This window comes from Yinghuangia aomiensis, from assembly GCF_039542225.1.
GTDB lineage: Bacteria > Actinomycetota > Actinomycetes > Streptomycetales > Streptomycetaceae > Yinghuangia > Yinghuangia aomiensis.
In genome coordinates, this window is sequence record NZ_BAABHS010000044.1 from 15497 (window position 1) to 40612 (window position 25116).

General features: G+C 71.5%; 22 protein-coding genes. 11 read left to right on the forward strand and 11 right to left on the reverse strand.

All coding sequences use genetic code 11. From position 1 onward, the window contains the following. The first annotated feature begins 495 nt into the window (after positions 1-495). The 6 genes from ctaD to ABEA93_RS36685 all read left to right on the forward strand — a co-directional run bounded on the left by ctaD (position 496) and on the right by ABEA93_RS36685 (position 5743). Complete coding sequence (gene ctaD, locus ABEA93_RS36660; RefSeq protein WP_345680277.1) at positions 496-2196, forward strand: aa3-type cytochrome oxidase subunit I; 1701 nt, start codon at positions 496-498, stop codon at positions 2194-2196. Further along, complete coding sequence (locus ABEA93_RS36665; RefSeq protein WP_345680278.1) at positions 2196-2585, forward strand: hypothetical protein; 390 nt, start codon at positions 2196-2198, stop codon at positions 2583-2585. Before ctaD ends, ABEA93_RS36665 begins: the two co-directional genes overlap by 1 nt. A 90-nt stretch (positions 2586-2675) precedes the next feature. After that, a complete protein-coding gene (locus tag ABEA93_RS36670) occupies positions 2676-3512 on the forward strand; it encodes a uracil-DNA glycosylase (RefSeq protein ID WP_345680279.1) in 837 nt (278 codons plus the stop codon). Between the two features lie 43 nt (positions 3513-3555). Continuing rightward, on the forward strand, positions 3556-4773 hold the full coding sequence (locus tag ABEA93_RS36675) for a cytochrome P450 (protein ID WP_345680280.1): 1218 nt from the start codon (positions 3556-3558) through the stop codon (positions 4771-4773). Then, the gene (locus tag ABEA93_RS36680; protein ID WP_345680281.1) at positions 4770-5369 is read left to right on the forward strand and encodes a TetR/AcrR family transcriptional regulator; all 600 of its coding nucleotides are present in this window, start codon (positions 4770-4772) and stop codon (positions 5367-5369) included. The genes ABEA93_RS36675 and ABEA93_RS36680 overlap by 4 nt, the downstream gene beginning before the upstream one ends. Continuing rightward, positions 5366-5743 (forward strand): limonene-1,2-epoxide hydrolase family protein, encoded by a 378-nt coding sequence (locus ABEA93_RS36685; RefSeq protein ID WP_345680282.1) that lies wholly within the window; start codon positions 5366-5368, stop codon positions 5741-5743. The genes ABEA93_RS36680 and ABEA93_RS36685 overlap by 4 nt, the downstream gene beginning before the upstream one ends. A 110-nt stretch (positions 5744-5853) precedes the next feature. On the opposite strand, the gene ABEA93_RS36690 is transcribed toward ABEA93_RS36685, so the two are convergent. From ABEA93_RS36690 to ABEA93_RS36730, 9 genes are all read right to left on the reverse strand, one after another. Continuing rightward, positions 5854-6105 carry a hypothetical protein gene (locus ABEA93_RS36690; RefSeq protein WP_345680283.1) on the reverse strand — a complete coding sequence of 84 codons (252 nt, stop codon included), beginning with the start codon at positions 6103-6105 and terminating at the stop codon, positions 5854-5856. A gap of 269 nt (positions 6106-6374) precedes the next feature. Continuing rightward, on the reverse strand, positions 6375-8006 hold the full coding sequence (locus tag ABEA93_RS36695; RefSeq protein WP_345680284.1) for an amidase: 1632 nt from the start codon (positions 8004-8006) through the stop codon (positions 6375-6377). Between the two features lie 212 nt (positions 8007-8218). Beyond that, a complete protein-coding gene (locus ABEA93_RS36700) occupies positions 8219-9040 on the reverse strand; it encodes a siderophore-interacting protein (protein WP_345680285.1) in 822 nt (273 codons plus the stop codon). 57 nt (positions 9041-9097) lie between these two features. Then, positions 9098-9676, reverse strand: coding sequence for a PadR family transcriptional regulator (locus ABEA93_RS36705; RefSeq protein WP_345680286.1), 579 nt, complete (start codon positions 9674-9676; stop codon positions 9098-9100). Positions 9677-9825: 149 nt separating this feature from the next. Next, positions 9826-10386, reverse strand: coding sequence for a GTP-binding protein (locus ABEA93_RS36710; RefSeq protein WP_345680287.1), 561 nt, complete (start codon positions 10384-10386; stop codon positions 9826-9828). 55 nt (positions 10387-10441) lie between these two features. Further along, complete coding sequence (locus ABEA93_RS36715) at positions 10442-10849, reverse strand: DUF742 domain-containing protein (protein ID WP_345680288.1); 408 nt, start codon at positions 10847-10849, stop codon at positions 10442-10444. Continuing rightward, positions 10846-11262, reverse strand: a complete 417-nt coding sequence (locus ABEA93_RS36720) for a roadblock/LC7 domain-containing protein (protein ID WP_345680289.1) — start codon at positions 11260-11262, stop codon at positions 10846-10848. The genes ABEA93_RS36715 and ABEA93_RS36720 overlap by 4 nt, the downstream gene beginning before the upstream one ends. Further along, positions 11259-14357, reverse strand: coding sequence for a sensor histidine kinase (locus tag ABEA93_RS36725; RefSeq protein ID WP_345680290.1), 3099 nt, complete (start codon positions 14355-14357; stop codon positions 11259-11261). The genes ABEA93_RS36720 and ABEA93_RS36725 overlap by 4 nt, the downstream gene beginning before the upstream one ends. A 176-nt stretch (positions 14358-14533) precedes the next feature. After that, positions 14534-16084 carry an MFS transporter gene (locus ABEA93_RS36730; protein ID WP_345680291.1) on the reverse strand — a complete coding sequence of 517 codons (1551 nt, stop codon included), beginning with the start codon at positions 16082-16084 and terminating at the stop codon, positions 14534-14536. Positions 16085-16320: 236 nt separating this feature from the next. Here ABEA93_RS36730 and ABEA93_RS36735 point away from each other — a divergent pair, with 236 nt between their 5' ends. From ABEA93_RS36735 to ABEA93_RS36745, 3 genes are all read left to right on the forward strand, one after another. Further along, positions 16321-17037 (forward strand): hypothetical protein, encoded by a 717-nt coding sequence (locus ABEA93_RS36735; RefSeq protein ID WP_345680292.1) that lies wholly within the window; start codon positions 16321-16323, stop codon positions 17035-17037. Between the two features lie 281 nt (positions 17038-17318). After that, positions 17319-18518, forward strand: coding sequence for a globin domain-containing protein (locus tag ABEA93_RS36740; protein ID WP_345680293.1), 1200 nt, complete (start codon positions 17319-17321; stop codon positions 18516-18518). Between the two features lie 115 nt (positions 18519-18633). Then, complete coding sequence (locus ABEA93_RS36745) at positions 18634-20031, forward strand: nitric oxide synthase oxygenase (RefSeq protein ID WP_345680294.1); 1398 nt, start codon at positions 18634-18636, stop codon at positions 20029-20031. Between the two features lie 72 nt (positions 20032-20103). Here the strand turns inward: ABEA93_RS36745 and ABEA93_RS36750 are convergent, their stop codons facing one another. Beyond that, entirely contained in the window at positions 20104-20595 is a 492-nt protein-coding gene (locus ABEA93_RS36750; protein WP_345680295.1) for a hypothetical protein, read from the reverse strand. Between the two features lie 479 nt (positions 20596-21074). Here ABEA93_RS36750 and ABEA93_RS36755 point away from each other — a divergent pair, with 479 nt between their 5' ends. Beyond that, positions 21075-21863: a transglycosylase family protein gene (locus ABEA93_RS36755; protein WP_345680296.1), complete on the forward strand. Its 789-nt coding sequence runs from the start codon at positions 21075-21077 to the stop codon at positions 21861-21863. A 62-nt stretch (positions 21864-21925) separates the two neighbouring features. On the opposite strand, the gene ABEA93_RS36760 is transcribed toward ABEA93_RS36755, so the two are convergent. Beyond that, positions 21926-23761, reverse strand: a complete 1836-nt coding sequence (locus tag ABEA93_RS36760) for a glycoside hydrolase family 15 protein (RefSeq protein ID WP_345680297.1) — start codon at positions 23759-23761, stop codon at positions 21926-21928. 137 nt (positions 23762-23898) lie between these two features. On the opposite strand from ABEA93_RS36760, the gene ABEA93_RS36765 reads away from it, so the two are divergent. Further along, the gene (locus tag ABEA93_RS36765; protein WP_345680298.1) at positions 23899-25026 is read left to right on the forward strand and encodes a sulfite oxidase; all 1128 of its coding nucleotides are present in this window, start codon (positions 23899-23901) and stop codon (positions 25024-25026) included. Positions 25027-25116: the final 90 nt, after the last annotated feature.

The following is a 25116-nucleotide window of genomic DNA, read 5'->3' on the forward strand; positions in this document are numbered from 1 at the left end:
GTTCCCTACCGCACCGGTACGCCGCGTGGTTCCGTGCGCTGGCACGGGAGGAGTCGGCCGGGGGTAGCCCGGCTTCGGGGATCAGTCGTGTGGTTCCAGCCTCCGCCTGCCCGCGGGGGCCAGTCAAGGCCCCCGGACACCCGAAACGCCCGTGTGCAAACGCCTCGTGCCTCCGGCACACCCTCCGCCCCACCCCACCCACGCGCTCACCCACACGGTCACCCGAAAGCCCCGTCGAATGCCCGACGGGATGCCCGGCCGAAAGCCCGACCGCGGCCGACCGGACGCCCGCCGGACACCCGCCCCGGTGAACCTTTCACCCGCATGCCCGCCGAGTACCCCGTTTGGGTTGCATGTCGGTTTGGTGACGGAGTGTTCCCGGGCGGGAGGATGCCGTACGCACCGGCTGTGCCGGTCGACCGACATGCCTCCGGACCGCCGTCGCCGGCCGGGATCGGTTCGCGACGCGGTCCCACAGCCAAGGGACTGCCCTATATGAGCGCCCAGACCTCCACGGTCCCCGCGCAGGCGGCGCCTCCCGCGCGTCCGACGCGGGCCGGCCGGAAGGTGGTGTTGTGGCTCACCACCACCGACCACAAGACCATCGGAAGCCTGTATCTCGTCACGTCGTTCGTGTTCTTCCTGTTCGGCGGCGTGCTCGCGTTGCTGATCCGCGCCGAGTTGGCCCGGCCGGGGACGCAGCTCCTGTCGAACGAGGAGTACAACCAGGCGTTCACGATCCACGGCACGATCATGCTGCTGATGTTCGCGACGCCGCTGTTCGCGGGGTTCGCGAACTGGATCATGCCGTTGCAGCTGGGTGCGCCGGACGTGGCGTTCCCGCGGCTGAACGCGTTGGCGTACTGGCTGTATCTGCTGGGGTCGCTGATCGTGGTCGCCGGGTTCCTGACGCCGCAGGGCGCGGCGGACTTCGGCTGGTTCGCGTATTCGCCGCTGACCAGCACGGTCCGGTCGCCGGGGATCGGCGCGGACATGTGGATCATGGGGCTGGCGTTGTCCGGGTTCGGCACGATCCTGGGTTCGGTCAACTTCGTGACGACGATCGTGGCGATGCGGGCGCCGGGGCTGACGATGTTCCGGATGCCGATCTTCTGCTGGAACATCCTGCTGACGGCGATTCTCGTGCTGATGGCGTTCCCGGTGCTGGCCGCGGCGCTGCTGGCGTTGGAGGCGGACCGCAAGTTCGGTGCCCGGATCTTCGATTCGGCGAACGGCGGGCCGATTCTGTGGCAGCACTTGTTCTGGTTCTTCGGGCATCCCGAGGTGTACATCATCGCGTTGCCGTTCTTCGGGATCGTGTCGGAAGTCATTCCGGTCTTCGCCCGTAAGCCGATGTTCGGCTACAAGGGCCTCATCGGCGCGACGATCGCCATTGCGGGCCTGTCGGTGACGGTGTGGGCGCACCACATGTTCGTCACGGGTGCGGTGATGCTGCCGTTCTTCTCGTTCATGACGTTCCTGATCGCCGTGCCGACCGGAGTGAAATTCTTCAACTGGATCGGCACGATGTGGCACGGGTCGCTCTCGTTCGAGACACCGATGCTGTGGACCGTCGGGTTCCTGGTGACGTTCCTGTTCGGCGGTCTGACGGGCGTGATCCTGGCGTCGCCGCCGCTCGACTTCCACGTGTCGGACTCGTACTTCGTCGTCGCGCACTTCCACTACGTCGTCTTCGGCACGGTGGTGTTCGCGATGTTCGCCGGATTCCATTTCTGGTGGCCGAAGTTCACCGGGAAGATGCTTGACGAGCGGCTCGGCAAGATCTGCTTCTGGCAGCTGTTCGTCGGCTTCCACATGACTTTCCTCGTCCAGCACTGGCTGGGTGCCGAGGGCATGCCGCGCCGCTACGCGGACTACCTGGCGTCGGACGGCTTCACGGCGCTGAACATGGTGTCGACGATCGGCTCGTTCCTGCTGGGCCTGTCGATGCTGCCGTTCCTCTACAACGTGTGGAAGACGCACAAGTACGGCAAGAAGGTGACCGTGGACGACCCGTGGGGCTTCGGCCGTTCCCTCGAATGGGCGACGTCCTGCCCGCCGCCGCGGCACAACTTCGCGTCGATGCCGCGGATCATCTCGGAGTCTCCGGCGTTCGACCTGCACCACCCGGACATCGCCGTGCTGGAGAATCCGGCCGGCAAGTCCGAGCGGCCGGCGTCGGGCGAGCGCGAGTAGTGCCCGCCCGCCGGCACCGGTCCCGGTGGGCAGCGGAGCCCGCCGGGACGTGCCGTCCCGACGACGTCGCGGCGGGCCTGTCCCGCCTCGACGGCTACCTGTACTGGCAGGCCCGGCTCGCCGAGGCCCGCCGCGACGCCGAGCACACCGCCGACCTCCTGCCGTGGCTCACGTCGGCGCAGCGCGCGGACCTCGTCGACGCGCTGACCACCGCGCACACCGAGCACGCGCGCGGCATGGTGCGGCACGTCGCCGACCGGATCGCGGAAGTCCGCGGCGAGTACGAGGACCGGTACCGGACTCTGCGGATCCGCGTGGTCGGCTGGTCCGCCGCCGCCTTCGGTGCGGCAGTGGCGGCAGGAGCGGCACTGGCGCTGATGCGCGGGTAGGCCGGGAACGACAGGGACCGGGCGGAGCGGGAGCGGCGGGGCGTGGCCAGGGCTGGTGTAGCCGCCGGACACCGGGTGTATCAGCAGAGCATGCCCCCCACGCCCGCCCCGCCCGACCAGCCCGACCAGCCCGACGACACCGACCACGCCGCCGACACCGACACCGACACCCCTGCCTTCCCCGCCCCCCGCGCCGCGGACGTCTCCACTCTCGACACCGCGCTCGCCCACTGCCGTGCCTGCCCCCGCCTCGTCGCGTGGCGCGAAGAGGCCGGCCGCATCAAGCGCAAGTCCTTCGCCGACTGGGACTACTGGGCGCGTCCAGTCGCCGGTTTCGGCCCTTCCGATGCCGCGCTGCTGCTCGTCGGCTTGGCGCCGGCCGCCCATGGCGGCAACCGCACCGGGCGGATGTTCACCGGGGACCGCTCGGGCGACGTCCTGGTCGCCGCCCTGCACGACCTCGGTTTGGCCAACCAGGCCGAATCCACCGCCGCCGACGACGGGCTGCGGCTGTACGGCGTCCGCTTCACCGCCCCCGTGCACTGCGCCCCGCCGGACAACAAGCCGACGCCCGACGAGCGCGACACCTGCCGCCCGTGGCTCGTCCGGGAGTTGACGCTCCTCCGGCCCACGGTCCGCGCGATCGTCGTTCTCGGCTCCTTCGGCTGGCAGGCACTCTTCCCCGCGTTGACCGCCGCCGGATGGCAAGTCCCGCGCCCACGCCCGAAATTCGGCCATGGCGTACGCGTGGATATCCCCAGCGCCACCCCGGGAGCAACGCCGCTCGCCCTGTTCGGCAGCTATCACGTCAGCCAGCAGAACACCTTCACAGGCCGCCTGACCCCCGCCATGCTCCGCGACGTCCTGGCCGCCGCGGCCCGGGCCGCCGGACTGCGGCCGGCCGCACCAAAGCCCGGTCGGCATTGACATCTTCGCCTGTTTGTCTCACCGTTCCGACATGCAGCCGAGAATGTCTCAGGCACGTTTCGTTCCCTGTTCCGGCGAGTCGTGGCGGGACCCGTATGCGATGTACGCGGCTCTGCGCGACGAGGCTCCGCTGTACCACGTGGCGGACGGCGACTACTGGGTGCTGTCCCGCTACGCCGACGTGTCGCGGGCGTTGCGCGACACCGAACTGTTCTCCTCCCGCAAGGGTTTGACGTTCACGTACGGCGACATGGAAGCGATCGGCCTGGACGAGGCCGCACCGATGGTGATGCTCGACCCGCCGGAGCACACGGACTTCCGCCGCCTGATCACCAAGGGCTTCACGCCGCGCCGGGTGGCGTCGATCGAGCCGGCGGTACGGGAGTTCGTCCGCGACCGCCTGGCGCGGATCGCCGAAGCGGCCGCCGACGGCGGCGAGGTCGACGTCATCGCCGAGCTGTACAAGCCGTTGCCGAGCTTCGTCGTCGGGCATTACCTGGGCGTCGACGAGGTCGACCGCGGGCAGTTCGACGCCTGGACGGAGCAGACCGTCGCCGCCAACGCGTCCGGGCATCCGCTGGGCGCCGAGGAAGCCGTGGCGGGGTTGTTCGCGTATTTCACGGGGCTGATCGAACGGCGCCGCGCGGAGCCCGCCGACGACACGATCTCGGATCTGATCGGCGTCATGGGCGACGACATCACCGCGATGATCCGCATCCTGGGCTTCGCGTTCACGATGGTCGCGGGCGGCAACGACACGACGACCGGACTGCTGGGCGTGGCCAGCGAGTTGTTGACCGCACACTCCGACGCGCGGGTGCATCTCGCCGCGCATCCGGAGGACATTCCGCGTGCGGTGGAGGAGTTCCTGCGGCTGGCTTCCCCGGTGCAGGCGCTCGCGCGTACGGTCACCGAGGACTGGACGGCGCACGGTGCCACCGTTCCGGCGGGCCGCAAGGTCCTGCTGCTGTACGGTTCGGCGAACCGTGACCCGCGCGAGTTCGGCGACACCGCCGACGTGCTCGACATCGCCCGCACCGGGCATCAGCACGCGGCGTTCGGGTTCGGCCCGCACCACTGCCTGGGCGCCGCGGCGGCCCGGCTGCAAGCGCGCGTCGTCCTGGAGGAACTCCTGCTGCATTTTCCGGACTTCCAGGTCGATGCCGAGCGCGGGACGTTCGCGGGCGGCAGTTTCACCCGCCGCCACCAGAGCCTGCCGTTCACCCCGGGCAAGCCCGCTCTCGCTGCCGGGCGCGTATGACCGGCGACTGGCTGGGCGGGAACCGCGGCCAACTGGCCGCCGAACGCATCCTCGACGCCGCCGGCCGCGTGTTCCTCCGGCGCGGCGTCGCGGCCGCGGACATGGCGGACATCGCCGCGGAGGCGGGCTGCTCGCGGGCGACGCTCTACCGCTATTTCGACAACCGTCAGGCGTTGCGGATCGCTTACATGCACCGCGAGGCCCGCCGGGTCGCCACGCAGGTCCTCGCCGAGGTCGCGGACCATCCGACGCCGTCGGCGCAGTTGACCGGCGCGGTGCTCGCGGCGGTCCGGATCGTCCGTGAAACGCCTGTGCTGGCAGCCTGGTTCGTCCCGGAAGGCAGCGGGGCGACCGCGGGCTTGGCGGGTGCGTCGGACGTGATCGCGTCGCTCTGCGGCACGTTCCTGCCCGCCGACGCCGCCGCGGCCGGCAAGGCGCGGTGGCTGGTGCGCGTCGTGGTGTCGCTGCTGTCCATGCCGGGCCGCGACGCGGACGACGAACGTGCGATGGTCGAGGCGTTCGTGACGCCTGTCTTGCTCGATGCTCCTGCGATACCCGTGACCACCGACCCCGAAGTGGAGACTTCCCGCCGATGACCCCGCAGACTCCCGCCGAGATCGTCGACGCGTTCATCGCCGCGGTCGAGGCGAAAGACCTCGGCTTGGCGCTGACCTACGTGACCGACGACATCGAGTACGACAACGTTCCGATGGGCAAGGTGTTCGGCCCGGACGGCGTGCGGTCGATCCTCGGGCCGATGGTGGAGCACGCCACCGAGGTGAAGTGGACGACGCACCGCAGTGCCGCCGAAGGCGACCTGGTGTTCACCGAACGCACCGACCACTTCGCCCTCCCGACCGGCCCGCTGGACATCGCCGTGGCCGGCCTGTTCGAGATCCGCGACGGCAAGATAGCCCTGTGGCGGGACTACTTCGACATGGCGGAGGTCGCCAAGGCGATGGGCGGCTGACCCGCGCGACGACGGCTGCCGGCCGAGGGACGGCGCAGCGTGAGGGTGCCCCGGGTTCCGGGGCACCCTCACGGATGCGGCAGGGACACGTCAGTAATGGGGCGGGGCGGTCAGCCGCCCGCGGGCGCGGTGGTTCCGGGTTGGCCGCCGGAGAAGCTGGCGCCCGCCCAGATGGCCAGGCCGGCGAGGATGGCCAGGAGCAGCACGGAGCCGATGACGACGGCGATCGTGGTCCAGGAGAGGCCGCTGTCCTCGCCGTGTGCGGCGCGGGACTCCTCGGAGATGTGCTCCAGCTCGTCTTCGGAAATGTGTTCGATGTCCCACGTGTGGGCGGTCGGCTCGCCCTTCGTCGGTGTGCCCATGGTGTCGTCCTCTCGCCGAGCGGCGGCGTCGCGGCCGTCGTCGCGATCTGTGCGTTTCTCCAGCACACCCGGGGCCCGCGGGGTCCGCAACCGGACCGGCGGGGCGGGTGGTGGGGTAGTGGTCGCGTACCCGGCGGGCGCGGGGCTATGCACGGGATCGGGGTCTGTCCGTCCCCGTGTCCGTCTCCGTGCCCGCCTCCGTGCCCGCCTCCGTGTCCGGCCGTCTGCGTTCCGTGGCCGCCGGGCGGGCGCCGGGTGCGGCGGCTCGCTCAACTGACCGCCGTGGCGCCCGCGGGCCGGCGCCGGTGCCAGTCGGTTCGTGTCTGAAGGGCGTGGGCGACGGTGAGCAGCCGGTGGTCGGCCCCGGGCGCGGCGGCGAGCTGGATGCCGAGCGGGAGGCCGCGGGCGTCGGGCGGGCCGGGGAGCGACACGGCGGGGAAGCCGGTGGCGTTCCAGACCGAGGTGTAGAACAGCGGGAGCAGGCCGAGGAGTTCGCCGTCGAGTGACGGGGCTCCGGTGCCGACGGTCGGGGTGGCGACGATGTCGTGGTCGGCGAAGAAGTCGGCGAGGCGGGCGCGGCCCCACGCGCGGACGCGTTGGGCGTGCAGGTAGTCGCGGGCGTCGTGGGCGCCGCCCGCGGCCATGAAGAAGCGGGTGATGCTGCCGTAGGCCGGCCAGTGGGCGGCGAGGCCGTCGCGGTGGCTGCCGTACGTTTCGGTGCCTTGCACGATGCGGCAGGCGGCTTCGAGGACGTCGAGGTGCGGGATCGCGCATGCGTGGACGACGGCGCCCGCATCGGTCAGCTCGCGCATCGCGGCCTCGATGGCGTTTCCCGCGGCCGGGTCGGCGCCGGGCCGGTCCAGGCCGCTCAGGTCGACGGCGATGCGGAGCCCGCGCACCGTTGCGGGGGCGCCGGGCGCGGAGGCGGGCAGACCGGCCAGGACCTGGTACAGAGCAAGGCAGTCGGCGGCGTCCGAGGCGATCGGCCCGACGGTGTCGACGGTCGGCGCGCCGGGCAGGACACCGTCGGTGGAGACGGCGCCGTAGGTGGGTTTGAAGCCGGTGACTCCGCACAGGGCGGCCGGGATGCGGATGCTGCCGCCGGTGTCGGTGCCGATCGAGCCGGGGAACAGGCCCGCGGCGACCCCGGCGGCGCTGCCCGAGCTCGACCCGCCGGGCCAGCGGTCGGTGTCCCACGGGTTGCGGGGCAGCGGCAGTCCGGCGTCCGCGTCGGGCACGCCGAACCCGAACTCGGCCAGCGACACCTTTCCGAGGACGATCGCCCCGGCCGCACGCAGCCGGGCGACGGAGGCGGCATCGCGGCCGCCGAGATGTCGGGGCGGTGCGGCGGAGTGGCCGGTGGTGGGGCCCTCGCGGGTGAGGATCAGGTCTTTGACGGTGAGCGGCACGCCGTGCAGGGGGCCGCGGACGGTCCCGGCGGCCCGTTCGGCGTCCGCGGCACGCGCCGCCTTGAGGGCTTGGTCGTCGAACCGGGCGAGGTATACGCCGAGCTTCGGGTCGGCGTCGTCGGCGCGGCGCTGGAGTTCGGTGACGAGTTCGACGCTGGAGACCTGTCCGGCGGTCAGGGCGGCGGCGCAGCCGAGGACGGTGGCGAGGTCGTCGGCGGGGGCGGGGATGGGGATGGGGGTGGCGGCTGCGGCGTCCGACGGGCGCGCGATCTCGTTGCTGCCGCCCGCCGGCCACACCGCGCCTTCGGTGCCGTCTCCGACGTCCGTCGTGCGGCGCAGCCGGTCGGCCTCCGCGCGGCCGGCGGAGACCGCCGCGGCGAGCGCGTCGAGTTCCGCGTCGTGCGGGTGGATGCCGTCGCGGGCGAGGTACTCGCGTACCCAGGCCGCGGAGATGTCGGCGGCTGCGCCGGTGGTGGCGTCGGACGGGGACAAGGCGGCCTCCCGAAGGCTGCGGTCGCGTGCGCGATGCCCCCCGAGATCATCGGCTGATGACGCACGGCACCCTAGGCTGACGGACCGTCAGTTTCAAGCGGGCCCGGGCGGTCGGGGCGTCCGCGGGCGGCCGCAGCCGACTCCCCCGCCCCCGCCCCCGGCCTCGGCCGGCCCGGAGCCGCTGCGCCCGGGGACCGCACCACGCCCCTCCCCTACTCCATCCCCTTCTTCCCCGGCGTCCAGAACGGCTTCGTCACCACCGCCCGCCGCGGCCAGCCGCGTTCTTCCACAAGGTGCCTGCGCACCCGCTGGATCGTGCGTGCTTCCCCCGCGACGTATGCCGTCCCCGGCTCGTCCGGCAGTTCCAACCCCCGCACCGCGTCGAGCAGCGTCGTCGAGTCCGCCGCGGGCGCGTCGCCGCGCAGCGGGCGGGCGAGTTCCTCGGCGCGCGGCAGCGGCAGCCGGTCCTCCTCGCGTGCGGTCTCCACCGCGCCGAACACCGGAACGTCCGCCGGTACCGCGCGCAGCATGGCGCCGAGCGCCACCGACGCGGTGTCCTCCCCCACGAACACGTGGTATGGCGCGTCCGGCCGCATCGTGAGCGACCCCTCCGGCCCGCGGAACCGCACGAGGTCGCCGATCCGGGCCGACCGTGCCCAGCGGGCGCCCGGCCCGTCGCCCGCGTGGTCCATCACGCACAGGTCCAGCACGCGCGTGTCGGTGTCCGGCTCAGCGAACTGCCATACGGAGTACGTCCGCAGCTCGCCGACGCGCCGTCCGAGGAACGAATCCGCGTCCGTTGCGCCGACGAGCACCCGTACCTGCTGCCCGGGTTCGCCGTGCACCGCGCGCAGCCCCGGTCCTTCCACCCGGATCCGCGTCATGCACGCCGAGATCCGTTCCCGTTCCGCGATCCGGCCGGAGACGAACAATCGGTCGAGGACCCGGCCGCGGAGGCCGCGTTCCGTCTTCGGCCGCGGTTCGTCCGCCGGGGTTGCCGTCTGTCCGTCCGTTTGCTGTTCGGTGTGCGCCATGAACGGTGCCCTCCCCGTGCCTCGGCGGCCGGCCGTGCCGGCTCGCCGGTCGGCTCGTCAGTCGTCGTAGTGGCCGCGGTCGCGCCGCCGGTGGTGATGGTGGTGGCCGCGGCGTTTCGTCTCGGCTTTGACCTGCTTGATCTCGTGCCGGGCGTCGTCGAGGATCGCGCGGACCCGGTCGACGACGACGGGGTCGCCGTGTGCGCGGACGATGGTGCTCACCGCGGCTTTGAACAGCCGCAGTGCCGGGCCGACGATCTCGGAGGCGTCCGGGTCGCGCAGCATGCCCCACTCGCCGCGGGCCGCGGCGCGCGCCCAGATCTTGTCGATCTCCCGCGCATGGTCGCGGACTTCGTCGCGTCCGGCGTCGGTGATGTGGAAGACCTTGCGGCCGCCGTCGAGTTCGAGGCGTACCAGGCCTTCGTCCTCGACGAGTTGCAGTGTCGGATAGACCGCCCCTGGGCTCGCCTGGTAGGCGCCCGCGAAGCGGTCTTCCAGGCGGGTCATCAACTCGTACCCGTGACCCGGGCGTTCGTCGATCAGGGCGAGCAAGGCCCAGCGCAGTTCGCCGGGCCCGAAGAAGCGTCCGCCGCCCGGCCCGAGTCCGCCGGACGCGGTGGTGCGTCGTGGATTCACGCTCGAAAGATATGTCGTACGTAACCCCCGCGTCCATATCTCACGTAATATCGAACGGAACCCCGGGCCGACGAAAAGCCTCGGCCGCCCGGGTCAAGGGCGGCCGAGGCCAAGCGAGTTGACGACCGGTCAGGTCGCCGTCGAGCGGATCAGCGCACCGCTTCCAGCGGCTCGTCCGGCACCTGCGCGGCCAAGTGGTCGATCAGCGCGAGCAGGACTTCGCGGCACGACGAGCGCTGCCGGACGTCGCACATCACCGTGGGCACATGCGGATCCAGGTCGAGCGCCGTGCGGATCTCCGCCTCGGTGTGCTCGATGACGCCGTCGAACTGGTTGACGCCGACGACGAACGGGATCCGCCGCCGTTCGAAGAAGTCGATGCTGCCGAAGCTGGCGTCGAGCCGCCGGGTGTCGACCAGTACGACGGCGCCCAGGGCACCGACCGCGAGGTCGTCCCACATCGACCAGAAGCGCTCCTGTCCGGGCGTACCGAACAGATACAGCACGAGGTCTTCGTCGAGCGTGATCCGGCCGAAGTCGAGGGCGACCGTGGTGGTGCCCTTGTCCGCGATGCCGTCCAGGTCGTCGACGCCGACGCCTGCGACGGTCATGACTTCTTCGGTGGACAGCGGCTCCACTTCGCTGATCGCGCCGACCATCGTGGTCTTGCCGACGCCGAAGCCTCCCGCGATCAGGATCTTCACGGCCATCGCCGTCTCCGGGACCGCGGGCCCGGTTCCGTTCCGGGTGTTCCGGGCGTCGTGGTCAGAGCCGACCGAGCCCATCCCTCACCTTCCTCAGCAGCTCCGCGTTCGGGGACTGCGCCATGGATATCGGCGCGCGTGCGGTCATCCGGCCGCCGTCGACCAGATCACCGACCAGGACCTTCACCACACTGACCGGCAGCCGCATCAGCGCGGCGACCTCGGCGACGGCCTGCGGGGCCCGGCACAGCCGCAGGATGTCGAGCTGCTCGGGCTGCAGCCCGCTCGCGTCGCGGTCCTCCGGGAGCGGCTGGACGGTCGTCACCAGCGTGATGAGGGTGAGGTCGTCGCGCGCGGCCCGGGTGCGGCCGCGTGTGAGCGTGTACGGGCGGACCAGCGGGCCCGCGTCGTCGTCCCACACCGCGTCGGACGACGCCCGTCTGCCGGGCCGGTCGCGTCTGTCGCTCATGATCCCTCCGTCTGGGCGCGCGGTGCCGTACCGAGGTATTCGCCGACCTGCTTGACCAGGGTGTTCATTTCGAACGCGACGACGCCCACGTCGGCCTGGGCGTCCGCGAGCACGGCCATGTGCGCGCCGCGGCCCGCCGAGGTGAGGAACAGGTAGGCGTCCTCCATCTCGATGAGCGTCTGCCGCACCGAGCCGCCTCCGAACGAGCGGCCGATGCCGCGCGCCAGGCTGGCCAGCCCGGACGCGGACGCGGCGAGCTGCTCGGCCTGGTCCCGGCCGAGTGTCTCGGAGTGGCTCATGACCAGGCCGTCCTGGGACAGCACGATCGCGTGGCGGCTGCCGGGCACGCGCTTGACGAGGTCCGTCAGCAGCCAGTCGAGACGGGTGTCGGTGGCGATCGTCGGCGGCGTCATGAGCGGTCCCTCGTCGGTGGTTCGGTGGGCAGCTCGGCGTTGCGGGCGCGCTGCGAGGCGCGCTGGAACGCCGAGATCGTGTCGGCGGCTTGCTGCGGCGTGGCCGGAGGCCGGCGCGCCGGGGCGGCGTCGGCGTCCTCCGCGGCACCGTCCTCCGGCGCCCGGCGCAGCGGCGCCGCGAGGCTGGCTTGCCGTACGCGGCGCGGGAGGATGCGGGGCCCGTCGGGGGCTCCCGGGTCGGCTTCGGCGAGTGCGGCGTCGTCCGCGTCCGCGGCATCGGACACCGGGTGCGCGGCGGCGGAACCCGATCCGTTGCCGTTCCCATTCCCGTTGCCGATGCCGCTTCCGTTGCCGATGCCGTTGGATACGGCGCCGTTTCCGGTGGGGCTGCCGTCCGCGGCGTTCACCCGCCGTCGCGACGGCAGCGGCGCACGGCTGTTCGCGCCGGCTCCCGGGCCCGGCCCGGTATCGGCTTCGTGCTCACTCGCGGACACGCGTTCTCCGTCCGTCGTACGTGTGGTCGCGCGGGCCGGTCCACCGTCGGCGGTGTCGCCGGCATCGGCGGGCGCCCCGGGGTCGTCCGCGCGGCCGGACTCGGCGGCACCGTTGCGTGCCGCGGTCGTGGCGGCACCGAGCGGGCCCGTGGAACTCGCGGCGTCCGCGGTGTCCGCGCCGTCCTCGGCAGCTGCGGCCTCCGCCGCGGGGTCGGCGGCCGACTGCGTCAGGGCCGCATCCCGCCCGGAGGCTTCCCGGGCCTCGGTTTCTCCGGCCGCGGTCTCGGCTGTTGCGGCGGCGTCCGTCGCGGCGTCGTCGCGTGCGGCTCCCGTGTCGTCCGCCGCCGTCGCCGCGCGCTCGCGCGACCACAACCGGCGGAGCCGGTCCTTGCCTTGCGGCGAGACCGCACCCGCGGCTTCGGCGCCCCCGCCGCCGTCCTGGCCGGCTTCCGCGTCGTCCGCCTCGGCTCCCCCGCGTCCCGCCGACTGCTTGCGGCCCACGGCGGACGTGATCGGCACAGGCTCCGCGAGCGGTTCTTCCTCGGAGGCCGCGGACGCCTCGGCGGTCTCCGCTTCCTCGGCGCTCGCGGGCGCATCCGCGGCGTCGTCCCCCGCTGCCGTGTCGGACGAGCGGCCGTCTCCGGCCCCCTCCTCGCCCGGCCGCACGATCAGTTCCTCGGGCAGGAACACGATCGCCAGCGTGCCGCCGTACGGCGAGGCGCGCAGCGTCACCCCGATGCCGTGCCGTTCCGCGAGCCGCGCGACGACGAAGAGTCCCAGGCGGACGTCTTCGGCCAGCGCGACCATGTCGAAGGCGCGCGGCTGCTCGAGTTCCGTGTTGAGGGCCGCGTAGTCGTCCTCGGCCATGCCCAGGCCGCGGTCTTCGATCTCGACGACCAGGCCCTTGGCCACCGGCATGCCCCGTACCTCGACGGGTGTGCGCGGCGGCGAGAAGGTGGTGGCGTTCTCGAGGAGTTCCGCGAGCAGGTGGATGACCGCGCCGACCGCGGCGCCCTCGAGGAGCAGCTCGGACGACATGTGGACGTCGATGCGCTCGTAGTCCTCGACCTCGCCGACCGCGCTTCGCACGATGTCGACGACGCGGACGGGCTTGCTCCACCGGCGGCCGGGCTGGTGCCCGCTGAGGATGACGAGGTTTTCCTCGTAGCGGCGCAGCCGGGTCGCGAGGTGGTCGAGGGCGAAGAGGTCGCCGAGGACGTCGGGGTCCTGGTGGCGGGTCTCCATCGCGTCGAGGGCGCGGAGCTGGCGGCCGACGAGGGATTGGGTGCGCAGGGCGACGTTGTGGAAGACCTTCGCGTGGCCTTCGCGTTCGCGGGCGAGGCGGACGGCGCCGTCCATGGCCGCGCGTTGTGCGGTTTCGAAGGCGTGGGCGACCTTGCCGATCTCGTCGCGGCTGTGCGGGAGTGCGGGGAGTTCGGCGGTGGTGTCGACGCGTTCGCCGCGGCTGAGCCGGTCGATGACGCCGGGGAGGCGTTCTTCGGCGAGTTCGGTGGTGGCGTCCTGGAGGTCGCGGAGGCGTTTGCGCAGGGTCCGGGTGACGCCGTAGCAGAGTACGGAGACGATGACGACGACGCCGAGGCCGCTGCCGGTGATGAACCACACGGTGGTTTCGAGGTCGTCGACGCGGGTTTCGGAGGCGTTGACGATGTCGCCGGCGCGGCCGGTGTTGAACTTCGTCACCGGTTCGACGAGCTGCTCCATCGCCCCGCGCCAACCGGCGAGTTCGGCGGGTATGGGGTAGCCGCCGGCGGAGGCCGTGCCGCGCGGGGCGGAGAGCATCGCGTCTTCGACGCGCAGCATGGTCTGCCACGGCTGGGTCTTGGCCAGCTGCTGGTATCCGGCGAGGTGCTCGGGTTCCAGCTCGGGGACGATCTGGTTGTCGTACAGGTCGCGGCGTGCGCCGACGGTCTGCGCGAATTCGATGTACTCGCCGGGGTCGAGGCGTTTGGCGGCGGCGACGTAGGTCAGCAGCGCGTCTTCGCGGGCGATCATCTCGGTGGCGCGGAACATCGCGACGAGGGACAGCGACCGCCACGTGAGGTGGCCGTCGGTGTCGATGTGCGACAGCGTCGTGAACGTTTCGAGCTGGTTTTCGATCGCCAGCCCGTACGGCTTGAGCAGATCGGCCCGTGCCCCGGCGCGCCGGTCGACGAGGTCCCGCGTGTTGGGCAGGGCCTGCCGGTTGGCTTCGATGCGTCCGGCGCGCTCCACGACGTCGGCGCGGGTGTCGCTCAACCCGCTCATCAGGCGCGTGAATTCGGTGAGTGCGCCGTCGGTGCGGGCGCGCTGGGCGGCGAGCGCTTTGCGGACCGTTTCGTCGGGTGCGGCGAGCCAGGAGGCGCTGAGCCGGCGTTCCTCCTGGAGCTGCACCATCACCGTGTACGCGGGCATGCCCGCGCGGTTGGCGATGTCGTTCTGGTCCTTGAGTTCGTTGGTGTCCGACCACAGACGGGTGGCGGTGAATCCCCACAGTCCGACCAGGGCGATGGACGGCACGACGGCGAGGATGACGAGCAGGGTGCGCAGCGAAAGACGGCGGCCGGGCCGGTTCTTCCGCCACGCGCGGACGGGGGGTCTCATCGTCTCCCTTGGGGGATGAGGACGTCCGCCGGCCGCGGTGGTGAGCGGTGGCGGACGTGGAACACGCGATGTGAGCGAAGAGTCTCCGGGAGTGGCGTGGCATTGTCCATATGCTGTCGGCCACGGTGTTTCGGACAACGTTGCGGCAACTGTCCGGGCAGGTGTTCGACCGGTGTTCAGTCAGTGTCCGATGACTCCGTGGCGCCCTGCAGCCGGGCGAGGTCGGAGGCTCGGACCTGGATCACCAGGGCGGCGACGAGGGCGGCGAGAAGGCCCATGCAGGCGGCCGCGACGAACGCGTCGGCGATGCCGGAGGTGAGGACTTTGTCCGCGTACTGCTGCGGGAGTTGGTGGGTTCTCTGGAACTCCGCGCGCTGTGCGGGGGTCGCGGTGGAGAGATATTGCTGGGCTTGGTCCTTGCCGGCGTTGCGGCTGGAGGTGCCGAAGACGGTGACGAGGATGGACAGGCCGAGTGAGCCGCCGACCTGTTGGGAGGCGTTGAGCATGCCGGATGCGGCGCCGGTCTCCCGTTCGGGGACGTTCGACAGCGCCATCAGGGTCAGGGACACGAACTCCATGCCCATGCCGCCCGCGAACACCAGGATCGGGCCGAGGATCCCGCCGACGTAGGTGCTGTCCACGTCGATCTGGGTGAGCCAGAACAGACCGCCCGCGACGAGGATGCCGCCGGTGACCATGAACGGCTTGGGCCCGAACCGGGGCAGCATCTTGGACGTGAACGCGGCCGCCACCGCGATGACCGCACTCACCGGCAGGAACGCCAGCCCGGTGCGCAGCGGGCTGAAGTGCAGCACGTCCTGGGCGAACAGGGTGAGGAAGAAGAACATGCCGAAGATGGCCGCGGCCAGGCACAGCATGATGACGTAGGTGCCGGAGCGGTTGCGGTCGGCGAACATGCGCAGTGGCGTGATGGGCTGCGGGGAGCCGCGTTCGACGAGGACGAAGGTGGCCAGGAGGGCGGCGGCGGCCACGAAGGAGCCGATGGTGAGGGGGTCGCTCCAGCCTTCCTGGGCGGCGCGGATGAACCCGTAGACGAGCAGGCCGACGCCGAAGGTGGCGGTGAGGGCGCCGGCGAGGTCGAAGTGGCCGGGGCGGCGCGGCGACTCGTTGATGACGCGCGGGGTGGCAAGCGCGATTGCGAGGGCGATGGGCACGTTGACGAAGAACACCCACCGCCAGTTCAGCCATTCGACGAGGATGCCGCCGGCGAGCAGGCCGATGGCGCCGCCGCCTGCCGAGACGCCCGCGAAAACCCCGAACGCCCGGTTGCGTTCGGGGCCTTCGTTGAAGGTGGTGGTGATGAGCGCGAGTGCCGTCGGTGAGGCGATCGCGCCGCCCATGCCTTGCAGGGACCGGGCGGCGAGGAGCTGCCATTCCTCTTGGGCGAGTCCGCCGAGGAGGGATGCGAGGGCGAACAGCAGGACGCCGAAGAGGAACATCCGCCGTCGGCCGAGGATGTCGCCGGTGCGGCCGCCGAGGAGGAGCAGGCCGCCGAAGGTGAGGGTGTACGCGTTGACGACCCACGACAGTCCGGTGGTGGAGAAGCCCAGGCCGGTCTGGATGTGCGGCAGGGCGATGTTCACGATCGTGATGTCGAGAACCACCATGAGCTGGCACGAGGCGATGACCAGCAGCGCGAGGTTTTTGCGGCTGGGTCGTTCGGAGGTCTCGGCGGCGTGCGCCGAGGCGGTGTGCGGAGTTGCCATGGTGGTTCCAGGTGCGGTCGTCGCCGACACGCGTTTCATTCGACCCTAACTCCACCCGCAAGGTGTGTCACATGAGCGCGCCGCGGGCGGCGGCGGGTCGCGGAGGGTGACGCGCAACGCGTGTCGACCGGTTCAGGGCCTGCCCCGATGTGCGGACCGGGGGTGCGGCCCGACCATCGGACCTCCGGCCCGACCGCGGGTCCGAGAGGCTCCGAGCCAGAAAGGGCATGCTCCCCATGACACGCACCGATGCCGCGCCTCCGGCGCCCGCCTCGTCCGCCGTCGGCGCCGCGCCGCGTTTCGCGTCGTGGGCGCTGGCGGGGGCGCTCGCGGGGGCGCTGGGGTTCTTCGCCACGATCCTCACCGACGTGCACGTGCCGGGCGACGACGGTGACCGGCGCATGACCGTCGACATGGTCGACGACGTCAGCATCATGAAGGCCCGCCTCGGGTTCCTCGCCGGCTATGCGGTCGTCGGCCTGCTCCTGTACTGCGCGGCCGCGTGGCGCCGGCACGTCGAGCCGCGGGTGCCGGACAGCACCGCCGCGAAGCTCGTCGCCACCGGGTTCACCGCGTCCGCGGGCGCGCTGACGCTCGGCTACGGGTGGAAGGGCGCGATGGCGATCTACGGCGACGGCGGCCCCGAGGACGACAGCTTCGACAAGGAGGGCCGGTTCGTCTACTACGTTCTCAACGACTTCGGCGGCTACATCGGCTGGACGGGCGTCATGTTCGCCGCGATGGCCGTCGCGTGGATGGCGTTCCGGGAACGCTCGGTCGCGCGGTGGATCGGCGTGGTCTCCGTGCTCGGCCTGCTCTTCCCGGTGGGCGGGATCCTGGTCATGTCCGTGCCGGGTCTGCCGGGCACGACCCTCCCGCTGTGGATGATCGTCGCGTTCTCCGGCTTCGCCTTCGGCAAAAGCCCGGCGACCCGGCCGCTGCCGCCCGCCTGACGACATCCCGAAAGCGCGGGCGAATTGCCGCTTACCGACCTCTTACTCGCGCGTATCGGATATCCATACGCTTACGTATGGGTTTGCGGCGACGCGAGTAACCGCCACGTATGCCCTAAAACCGACTTCCACCCCGGCAGAACCGGAACCGGTCGCTCAACTTGCGCACACACGCGATCACACACAATCGTGTTTGCCCAGTAGCCCAAAGCGACGATCTCGCCACGGGCTACCGATGCGCATCGCCGCTTGCCGTTTGGGGGTGGAGCAATGGGGCGAATTTGTCCGAGCACGATTCCGAGTTCGACACCGACGCGGAACTCATACGCAAAAACCTGGAGGTGGTCGCCCCCCGAGCGGGCGATCTGACGTCGCACTTCTACGCACTGCTCTTCCTGCGCGAGCCGGCACTGCGGGACCTGTTCCCGCCCGCGATGGACACCCAACGCGACCGGCTCGTGCAGGCGCTCGTCCGGATCGTCGGCGACCTGGAGAACGCCGGCGAACTGTCCGGCTACCTCGGCCGCCTCGGCCGCGACCACCGCAAATACGACGTCCTCACCGAGCACTACGCCCTCGTCGGCGAGTGCCTCATCGCCGCGCTCGCCCGCTATTCGGGCGACGCGTGGAACCGGGCGACCGCGGACGCGTGGGGGCGCGCGTACACGAACGCCGCCCGGATCATGTCCGGCGCGGCCGAGTTCGACGCGACCGTGAACCCGCCGCACTGGATGGCGGAGATCGTCGCGCACGAACGCCCCGCCGACGACATCGCCGTGGTCACCGTCCGCCCCGAACACCCGTTCCCGTACCGGGCCGGCCAGTACACCACCGTCGAAACGCCGTGGTGGCCGCGCGTCTGGCGGCCGTACTCGATCGCCAACGCACCCGGCGACCACGGCCTGCTGACGTTCCACGTCCGCGCCGTACCGGCCGGCTGGGTCAGCAACGCGCTCGTCCACAAAGCGCACCCCGGCGACCGCATCAAACTCGGGCCCGCCCAAGGCGAAATGGTCCTCGACCACTTCGCCCCGCACCCCGTGCTGTGCGTCGGCGGCGGCACCGGGATCGCGCCGCTCAAGGCGATCATCGAAGAGATCGCCTACGTCGGATCGCAGCGCGTCGTCGACTTCTTCTACGGCGCGAGCACCCACAGCGGCCTGTACGGCCTCGACGAACTCCTCCGCCTGTCGCAGCGCATGTCCTGGTTCAAGGTCCGCCCCGCCGTCGACGACATGACGCTGGCCGGGATCAGCGGCGCCGTCGCCGAAGTCCTCTCGGAGTACGGCCCCCGCTACGACTGCGACGCCTACCTGAGCGGCCCGCCCGAGATGGTCCGGGACAGCGCCCGCGTCCTCAGACGACTCGGCCTGCCGTCCTCGCACATCCACCACGATCCGGTCGCCGCGGGATTCGGCCAACCCGGTTTCGGTCCGCCGGGCGCGGCCGACGCGGACGACCTGACGTTCGCCGGGCACTGACCCCCGCCGCGGCGCAAGGCGCCGCCCCAACTCCGTATCGCCCACGCCCGCGGACCGCCGGATTCCGCGCGGCGCGCTTTCGTCTCCGCACCCAGCACTCCTGCCGAGGACCGCTTTGAGCCACGACACCACTACCGAACTGCCCGCCGGACGCGCCCCCGCACGGCCCGCCGGACGGACCCCCGAGCACACCCCCGCACTGCCGGCCGGACGCGCCGCCGAACAGGCCCCGGCGCTGCCTGCCGGACGCTCCCCCGAGCACACCCCCGAGCGTGCCCCGGACCGGCCCACCGGGCGCCACCGGCAGACCTGCCCGGTGGCGCACACCTCCCTCGACCCGCACCCCGCGTACCCGCCGCGCCCCTCCTACCCGCCGCGGACGCCGCACGCCCCCGCCGTCGACCGCGCCGAAGCCCGGAAGTTCACCGAGGACTTCCACCGCGAGACCGGCGCCGCCGCCGCGCTCGAAGACCGCTGGCAGGAGATCGCCCGGCAGATCGACACCACCGGCACCTACGTCCACACCGGCGCGGAACTCACCTGGGGCGCCCGCGTCGCCTGGCGCAACTCGGCGCGCTGCATCGGCCGCCTGTACTGGAACAGCCTCGTCGTCCGCGACCGGCGCGAGGTCCACGGCACCGACGACATCGCCGCCGAGTGCTTCCAGCACCTGCGCGCGACCTGGCGCGGCGGCCGCATCCGCCCGACCATCACCGTGTTCGCTCCGGACGCCCCCGGCCGCCGCGGCCCCCGCATCTGGAACGAGCAGCTCATCCGCTACGCCGGGTACGTCCACCCGGACGGCACCCTCGCCGGCGACGGCCGCAACACCGGCATCACCACCTACGCGACGGAACTCGGCTGGCACGGCCGCGGCGGCCGCTTCGACGTCCTGCCGCTCATCGTGGACAGCCCCCACGAGGGCGTGCGCTGGTATCCGCTGCCGTCCGACGCGGTCCGCGAAGTCGCCATCGGGCACCCGGAGATCCCGGAAGTCGCCGACCTCGGACTGCGCTGGCACGCCGTCCCGGCCATCTCCAACATGCGCCTGGAGATCGGCGGGATCTCCTACGGCGCCGCACCGTTCAACGGCTGGTACCTGGAGACCGAGATCGGCGCCCGGAACCTCGTCGACGCCGACCGGTACAACGTCCTGCCGCTCCTCGCCCACCTGATGGGCCTCGACATGTCCAGCGAACGCACCCTGTGGCGGGACCGCGCGCTGGTCGAACTCAACCGCGCCGTCCTGCACTCCTTCGACGCGGCCGGGGCGACGATCACCGACCACCACGTCGAATCCGAGCGGTTCCTGCGCCACCTGCGGCGCGAGGAGGACGCCGGCCGGGTCTGCCCGGCGGACTGGAGCTGGATCGTGCCGCCGGTCTCCGGCGGCCTGACGCCCGTCTACCACCGCTACTACGACGAAGCCGACCTGCGGCCCGCGTTCGTGCTGGACGAGGACGGCGCCCGGCGCGCCCGGGGCGAGACACCGGGCGTGCCGCGGCTTCCGTGATGCGGTGCGGTGCGGGGGCGCCGTCGGGCGGCGCCCCCGCGGGTGGTGCCGGTAGAGCGGGTACTCGGGGGGTCAGCGGCCGCGGAGCATCTTGCGCGGCCGCTCGCTGAGCGCCTCGGCGCGGACCTGCGCGGTGAGGGCGAGGTCGGCCTTGTCGGCGGCCTCTCCGGCGTCGAGGACGGCGTCCCACAGCGCGTCCCCGCCACGGCGCGGCGGCGAATCGGGCAGCGAGTTGTAGGTGTCGTGGTACGAGCGCCAGGCCATGAGCGCCATCAGCCACTTGGTGAGGGCCTGGAAGGCGGCATCGGTGGCCTTGCGGAGTTCGAGCGAGCCGTACAGGTTGGCCTGCGCCGCGAGGCGCGCGCCGTCTTCGGAGTCCGGATTGGCGAGGCGGGCCAGGCGGAGTTCGCCGGTGCTGGTCGCTTCGCGGCGTTCGCCGCGCAGCCGGGCCATGGAGATGAGGATGTCCTCGTATGCGGCGGCGCGCTTGTCCCACGTGCGCAAGGTGCGCTCGCGCCGCCAACTGAAGCCCTGCGCCACCCACACCCCCATGAGGGTGGCCACCGAACCTATTCCTGCTCCGGATAGTGCTGCTATTCCTGGGGTCAGCATCATGGGCGGTGATTGTTGCAGGAACGATCACCTGTTCGACAAGCGCATCCGCCCCGGGGTGGTCATACGCCTACGCCGGGTAGCTGATTTGCCGATTTCCGCAGGCCAGGCATGATTCTTCCGGAAATGTCCCAATGTGGCGTTTCGCACCCTTACCCACTTTGGTTTGTTTTCTACCCCTCGGGCATGCCAACGTCGTTCTCGGCCGCACAAGCGGCACCTGCGGGCGGCACGCCGAATCCTGCCTCCGCCCGACAGTGGCAGTCGATCAGCGACTGAAGGCAGGAGCGGGGACACCAAGGCAAAGCCGTGCGCGCCGCCGGAGAGCGGGCGCGTTCGTGGGGTGAAGCCGCGCGAATTCACGCGTGGCCGGGCGATCCCTCCGTCCGAATCCGACAGGCTCCGCCTCGCAGGCGTCGCAGAGGTCTTATATGCGTTTCGGCACTCTCAACTCCGGTACCACCACCAAGCGTTCGGGCGACAACGGCGGAAAGCGCTTCCGCAAGTCCCGGATTGCGGCCGTGGCCGGTCTCGGCGTGGCGATCCCGCTTGCGGGCTTCGCCGGAACGGCGAGCGCTGCCGGGTCGTCTTCGTCGACCTGGGACGGCGTCGCCGCCTGTGAGAGCAGCGGCAACTGGAGCGCCAACACCGGCAACGGCTTCTACGGCGGCCTCCAGTTCACCCAGAGCACGTGGAACGCCTTCGGCGGCGGGCAGTACGCCCCCAGCGCCGACCAGGCCAGCAAGGACCAGCAGATAGCCGTCGCCGAGCGCGTGCGCGCGGGCCAGGGCCCGGGCGCCTGGCCGGTCTGCTCCGTCAAGGCCGGTCTCGGTGCGGGCGGCAACGCCAACGCCACCGCCTCGGGCGGCTCTTCCTCGACGTCCTCCACGCAGTCCACCCCGAAGCAGTCGGCGAAGTCGCAGGACTCGTCGTCCTCGAAGCTGTCCGAGAACTCCAAGCCCACGAAGCCGACCCAGTCGGACGCGGGCTCCGCCAAGCAGTCGCAGGGCGGCACGAAGCTCGCCGGCAGCACCCCCAAGGCCGCCACGTCCGCTCCCAAGAGCGGCGGCTACACCGTGAAGGCCGGCGACACCCTGTCGTCGATCGCGGCCAAGAACGGCGTCGGCGACTGGCACAAGCTGTACGACGCCAACAAGTCGACCATCGGCGGCAACCCGCACGCCATCCTGCCCGGCCAGACGCTGAACCTCTCGGCCTGAGCCACCGGCACCATGTGTGTGGCCCCCATCCGCTCGTCGGATGGGGGCCACACGCATTTCCGTCAGTGCCCGGCGGCTTCTTCCGCGTCCAGCGCCTCGTCGAGGGCCCGCGCCGCCATGATCAGCGCCAGGTGCGTGAACGCCTGAGGGAAGTTCCCGAGTTGCTCGCCGCTCGCGCCGATCTCCTCGGCGAACAGCCCCACATGGTTGGCGTAGGTGAGCATCTTGTCGAACGCGTACCGCGCTTGATCGACACGCCCCGCCTTCGCGAGCGCGGCCACGTACAGGAAGCTGCACAGCGAGAAGGTCCCTTCCGCTCCCCTGAGGCCGTCCGGGGAAGCGGCGGGGTTGTAGCGGTACACAAGGCTGTCCGACACCAGCTCGGTGTCCATCGCGTCGAGGGTGGACAGCCACCGCGGGTCGTGCGCGGAGATGAAGCCCACCACCGGCATCAGCAGCAGGGACGCGTCCAGGACGTTCGTGCCGTATTGCTGCACGAACGCGCCGCGCTCGTCGCTCCAACCCTGCTCCATGACCTGCCGGAAGATCGCATCGCGCGCCCCGACCCACCCGACGATGTTCGCGGGCCGCGCGAACTCGCGGGCGAGCCGGATGCCGCGGTCGAACGCGGTCCAGCACATGATGCGGCTGTACGTGAAGTTCTGCCGCCCGCCGCGTGTCTCCCAGATGCCCTCGTCGGGCCGGTCCCACGACTCCGCGAGCCAGTCGAGGAGGCTCGACAGCGCTTGCCAGCCGTCGTAGCCGGCCACGTCGGCCAGCACCGGCGCCTGGAACAGCGCGAACACGGCTTCGCCGTAGATGTCGAGCTGCAGCTGGTCCGCGGCGCCATTGCCGGCGCGGACCGGCGGGGAGTCCTGATAGCCGGAGAAGCCCTCGACGACCTCTTCGCCCAGCTCCGGATCACCGTCGACGCGGTACATGATCTGCAGCGGCTCGCCGGTGACCGTACGCCGCTCGCGCACGCGCGCGCCGACCCAACGGCCGAACGCCACCACCTCGTCGGTGAAGCCGAGGTCGCCGAGCGCGGCCATGGTGAGCGACGCGTCGCGGATCCACGTATAGCGGTAGTCCCAGTTGCGCTCGCCGCCCACCTCCTCGGGCAGGCCCATCGTCGCGGCGGCGATCGGCGCCCCGGTGGGCGCATAGGTGAGCAGCTTGAGGGTGATGGCGGACCGGTTGACCATCTGGTGCCAGCGGCCGCGGTAGTGGGAACTGCGCACCCACCCGTTCCAGAAATGCCGGGTCTCGGAGAGCGCATCGCGGACGTCGCCGCGGTCCAGCGGGGCGGGCGCCGGGTCTCCGGAAGTGTCGGCGGTGAGGACGATGGCGCTCACCTGTCCCGCATGCAGTTCGACGTGGGCGCGGAGGTCGTCGCCGTCCGCGGCCAGGTCGATGTCCCCGAGCGTCTGGACGTACAGGTCGATGCCCTCGGCGGCGAAGTGCGCGAGCGGGCCGTCGGCCTGGAGCTGGTGCCGCTTGCGGCCGAAGTCGAACCGCGGGCTGCATTCGATGGCGAAGGTGAACGACCCGCGGACGACGCGCAGCACACGCATGATCCGGTGCCGGTCGTCGGCCTTGGCCGGGTCGTCGGGCAGCGGCATGAAGTCGGCGACTTCCCCGATGCCGTCCGGGGTCAGAAAGCGCGTCACCAGGACAGCCGAATCGGACAGATAGAGCTGCCGCACGGTCGTCTCGTGGTGGGTCGACGTGACGGCGAATCTGCCGCCGTTGTCGGCGTCGAGGAGCGCGGCGAAAACACTGCCGGAGTCGAACCGCGGCGCGCAGAACCAGTCGATGACGCCCTCGTCGGAGACGAGGGCGCAGGTCTGCAGGTCGCCGACGATTCCATGGTTGGCAATGGGCGGATAACGACGCATTTGCTCACGTTAAGCGAGCCCTCCGAAACCGGCATCCTCACCTCTATATCTGTCCCAATTCCGCGGTGTGGCGGTCGTCGCCGATCGGATGCGGTCTTCCGTTGCCCGGGCACGGCAGGCGGCGCAGCATGGAACACATGGACGCGCGTACCGCCATCGGCCTCGGCGCCGCCAGCGGTCCGGCCCGCATCGCGGGTCCGGGCGAGGCAATCGGCCCCGACGAAGCGGCTCTGGCCGGCCGCAACCACGGGCTTCCGCTGGAAGCGCTCCGCTACGACATCACTCCGCCGGGACTGCATTACGTCCTGACGCACTACGACATCCCTCCCGGCGACTCGCACGCATGGCGGCTGACCGTCGGCGGTCTGGTCGAGGAGCCGCTGAGCCTCGACGTGGCGGCCTTGCGGTCGTTCCCGACGGTCACCCACCGGGTGACGATGGAATGCGCGGGCAACGGCCGGGGGCTGCTCGATCCGCGGCCGGTCAGCCAGCCGTGGCTGGACGGGGGTGTGGGCACGGCCGACTGGACGGGTGTGCCGCTGCACATCCTGCTGGCCGTCGCGGGTGTCCGCCCGGGTGCCGCCGAGGTGGTGTTCACCGGCGCGGACCACGGCGTCGAGCGCGGCGTGGAGCAGGATTACCAGCGCAGCCTGCCGATGGCGGCGGCGATGGCGGGCGATCCGGAGGTGCTGGTCGCCTATGCGATGAACGGAAGCCCGCTCCCGCCGCAGCACGGCTATCCGCTGCGGCTGATCGTGCCCGGCTGGTACGGCATGGCGAGTGTGAAGTGGCTGCGCGCCATCGAGGTGTCCGCGGTGCCGTTCGAGGGCTACCACCAGGCGTCGTCGTATGTGTTCCGCCGCTCCGAGGACGACCCCGGCACTCCGCTGACGCGGATCCGGCCGCGGGCGCTCATGGTCCCGCCCGGGTTCCCGGACTTCATGTCGCGGACGCGCGTGGTGCGGTCGGGGCCGGTGTTCCTGACGGGACGCGCCTGGTCGGGGCATGCGCCGGTGGCGAGTGTGGAGATCAGTTCGGACGACGGCCGCACCTGGCACGAGGCCGATCTGGACGCGCCGGGGCGGCACCACTGGGCGTGGCGCTCGTGGCGCACCGTGTGGACGGCCGCACCGGGCCTGCACACGCTGGGCGTGCGGGCGACGGACACGCACGGAAACACGCAGCCGCTGCGGCCGGAGTGGAACACCGGCGGATACGGCAACAACGCGGTCCAGCGCGTGCCGGTCGTGTGCCTGGACGAGTGACCGGTGCCGCGGGACGGCGGCGGGCGGGGCGGATGTGCCCGATTCGGCCTCCCGGCCGGGTGGCTGACGGGCGCGGGTGGCGAACCGGGT

What these genes read in the sequence shown, in the direction of transcription:
- ABEA93_RS36760 (WP_345680297.1), bottom strand. Translation starts at nt 23,761, where the DNA reads ATGCGTCGTTATCCGCCCATTGCCAACCATGGAATCGTCGGCGACCTG.
- ABEA93_RS36765 (WP_345680298.1), top strand. Translation starts at nt 23,899, where the DNA reads ATGGACGCGCGTACCGCCATCGGCCTCGGCGCCGCCAGCGGTCCGGCC.
- ctaD (WP_345680277.1), top strand. Translation starts at nt 496, where the DNA reads ATGAGCGCCCAGACCTCCACGGTCCCCGCGCAGGCGGCGCCTCCCGCG.
- ABEA93_RS36670 (WP_345680279.1), top strand. Translation starts at nt 2,676, where the DNA reads ATGCCCCCCACGCCCGCCCCGCCCGACCAGCCCGACCAGCCCGACGAC.
- ABEA93_RS36680 (WP_345680281.1), top strand. Translation starts at nt 4,770, where the DNA reads ATGACCGGCGACTGGCTGGGCGGGAACCGCGGCCAACTGGCCGCCGAA.
- ABEA93_RS36685 (WP_345680282.1), top strand. Translation starts at nt 5,366, where the DNA reads ATGACCCCGCAGACTCCCGCCGAGATCGTCGACGCGTTCATCGCCGCG.
- ABEA93_RS36735 (WP_345680292.1), top strand. Translation starts at nt 16,321, where the DNA reads ATGACACGCACCGATGCCGCGCCTCCGGCGCCCGCCTCGTCCGCCGTC.
- ABEA93_RS36720 (WP_345680289.1), bottom strand. Translation starts at nt 11,262, where the DNA reads ATGACGCCGCCGACGATCGCCACCGACACCCGTCTCGACTGGCTGCTG.
- ABEA93_RS36690 (WP_345680283.1), bottom strand. Translation starts at nt 6,105, where the DNA reads ATGGGCACACCGACGAAGGGCGAGCCGACCGCCCACACGTGGGACATC.
- ABEA93_RS36700 (WP_345680285.1), bottom strand. Translation starts at nt 9,040, where the DNA reads ATGGCGCACACCGAACAGCAAACGGACGGACAGACGGCAACCCCGGCG.
- ABEA93_RS36675 (WP_345680280.1), top strand. Translation starts at nt 3,556, where the DNA reads ATGTCTCAGGCACGTTTCGTTCCCTGTTCCGGCGAGTCGTGGCGGGAC.
- ABEA93_RS36725 (WP_345680290.1), bottom strand. Translation starts at nt 14,357, where the DNA reads ATGAGACCCCCCGTCCGCGCGTGGCGGAAGAACCGGCCCGGCCGCCGT.
- ABEA93_RS36715 (WP_345680288.1), bottom strand. Translation starts at nt 10,849, where the DNA reads ATGAGCGACAGACGCGACCGGCCCGGCAGACGGGCGTCGTCCGACGCG.
- ABEA93_RS36755 (WP_345680296.1), top strand. Translation starts at nt 21,075, where the DNA reads ATGCGTTTCGGCACTCTCAACTCCGGTACCACCACCAAGCGTTCGGGC.
- ABEA93_RS36730 (WP_345680291.1), bottom strand. Translation starts at nt 16,084, where the DNA reads ATGGCAACTCCGCACACCGCCTCGGCGCACGCCGCCGAGACCTCCGAA.
- ABEA93_RS36710 (WP_345680287.1), bottom strand. Translation starts at nt 10,386, where the DNA reads ATGGCCGTGAAGATCCTGATCGCGGGAGGCTTCGGCGTCGGCAAGACC.